This window comes from Vibrio ulleungensis, from assembly GCF_016900875.1.
Taxonomy (GTDB): domain Bacteria; phylum Pseudomonadota; class Gammaproteobacteria; order Enterobacterales; family Vibrionaceae; genus Vibrio; species Vibrio ulleungensis.
Genome location: NZ_JAFEUM010000021.1, coordinates 1 through 1,322 on the forward strand (window position 1 = coordinate 1; position 1,322 = coordinate 1,322).

At 42.0% G+C, this 1,322-nt stretch carries 1 protein-coding gene; it reads right to left on the bottom strand.

What is annotated here, in order from left to right:
* Positions 1 to 234: 234 nt before the first annotated feature.
* Positions 235 to 1,251, bottom strand: a complete 1,017-nt coding sequence (locus tag JQC93_RS20195; RefSeq protein ID WP_205160108.1) for an IS110 family RNA-guided transposase — start codon at positions 1,249 to 1,251, stop codon at positions 235 to 237.
* Between the last annotated feature and the right edge of the window lie 71 nt (positions 1,252 to 1,322).

The following is a 1,322-nucleotide window of genomic DNA, read 5'->3' on the forward strand; positions in this document are numbered from 1 at the left end:
TGCCCCAATATATGGTACGTCCCGTTATTGCAAGTAGATAACCAGATAACGAGCTGATTTGCGCTAATATATTCAGAGTCTTAATTGAGACCTAAAGGCTCAGCTCTACGATGAGGTTCGCGCCAGATTGTCCTCGCAAAATGAAAAGCACACTAAGTTGCTGTTTGGGGCAACAGGTTTTCAATCTGGTGGTCTAACCGTTTTGTCATCTTTTTTATCCATTGCAAATTTGATTTAAGCTTTGATTAAAAAGGGTTTATTCGTTGTCATTACAGACCACGCTATCCTGGCAAGCTTGTTTGCTAACGCGACGACAGCAACATTGAAAGGCTTCCTTTGCTTAAGGTCCATAAGCCAGTTACCGAAGTACTTCTCGGCAGATTTATCTCTCCATAAAATTGAACGAGCGGCGTGAATGAACAACGTCCTTAATTCTCGGTTCCCTCGTTTTGAAATGCCCAACATTGTGGTCTTGCCTCCTGTAGAATACTGAATTGGTACTAGACCAATCCAAGCTGCGAAATTTCTCCCATTTTTGAAATCTGTTGGGTTACCAATAGATGAAAGGCATGCGCTTGCTATCACTGGACCGACTCCTGGTATGGTTTGTAGTTGTGTCATCTGTGGATCTTCTGCAAGTAACTTTTCCACCTTAGCCTGTTGGTTTTCAATCTTTTGATTCAGTACTTCATAATGCTCGAGCAACTCGCTTAGCTCGAAGATTATTTGCGGTGGCACATAATGTCCCTCATCAGCAAGCCACTGAAACAGCTTTTTCATAGCAGCATGGCCTTTGGGTAAGCTGACTCCAAATTCGAGTAATATAGAGCCTATCCGATTCATGCACGCTGTACGCTCTCTGATGTAGCCGTTTCTGAGCTTTCTTAATGTTGAAATAATCTGAGCTGATTCGGTTTTATGACTGGTAAATCGCATTGATGGTCTTGATGCAGCCTCCGCAATAGCACATGCATCAATAAAATCGTTTTTATTAGTTTTTACGTACGGCTTAACGTATTGGGGAGGGATGAGTTTCGCAATATGCCCTAACGACTCACATTTTCTAGCAAGCCAATGTGCGCCACCACATGATTCCATCGCAATGATTGAAGGCTCTCTACAAGATAAGAATTCAAGTAACTTCTTACGTGATAGTTTCTTTCTAAAAAGTTCATTGCCACTTTTGTCATGAGCGGCGATGTGGAATGTATTTTTACCTAGGTCAATACCAATGATATGAGCTGTTGACATGGGACACCTTCCTTTGAGCGCTAAACATAGGTTAAGTTTAGCTGTGAAGAGGGACGTACCATCTCATTAAA

Excerpts from the sequence above, each read along its gene's own strand:
- JQC93_RS20195 (WP_205160108.1), bottom strand. The coding sequence starts at position 1,251 with ATGTCAACAGCTCATATCATTGGTATTGACCTAGGTAAAAATACATTC.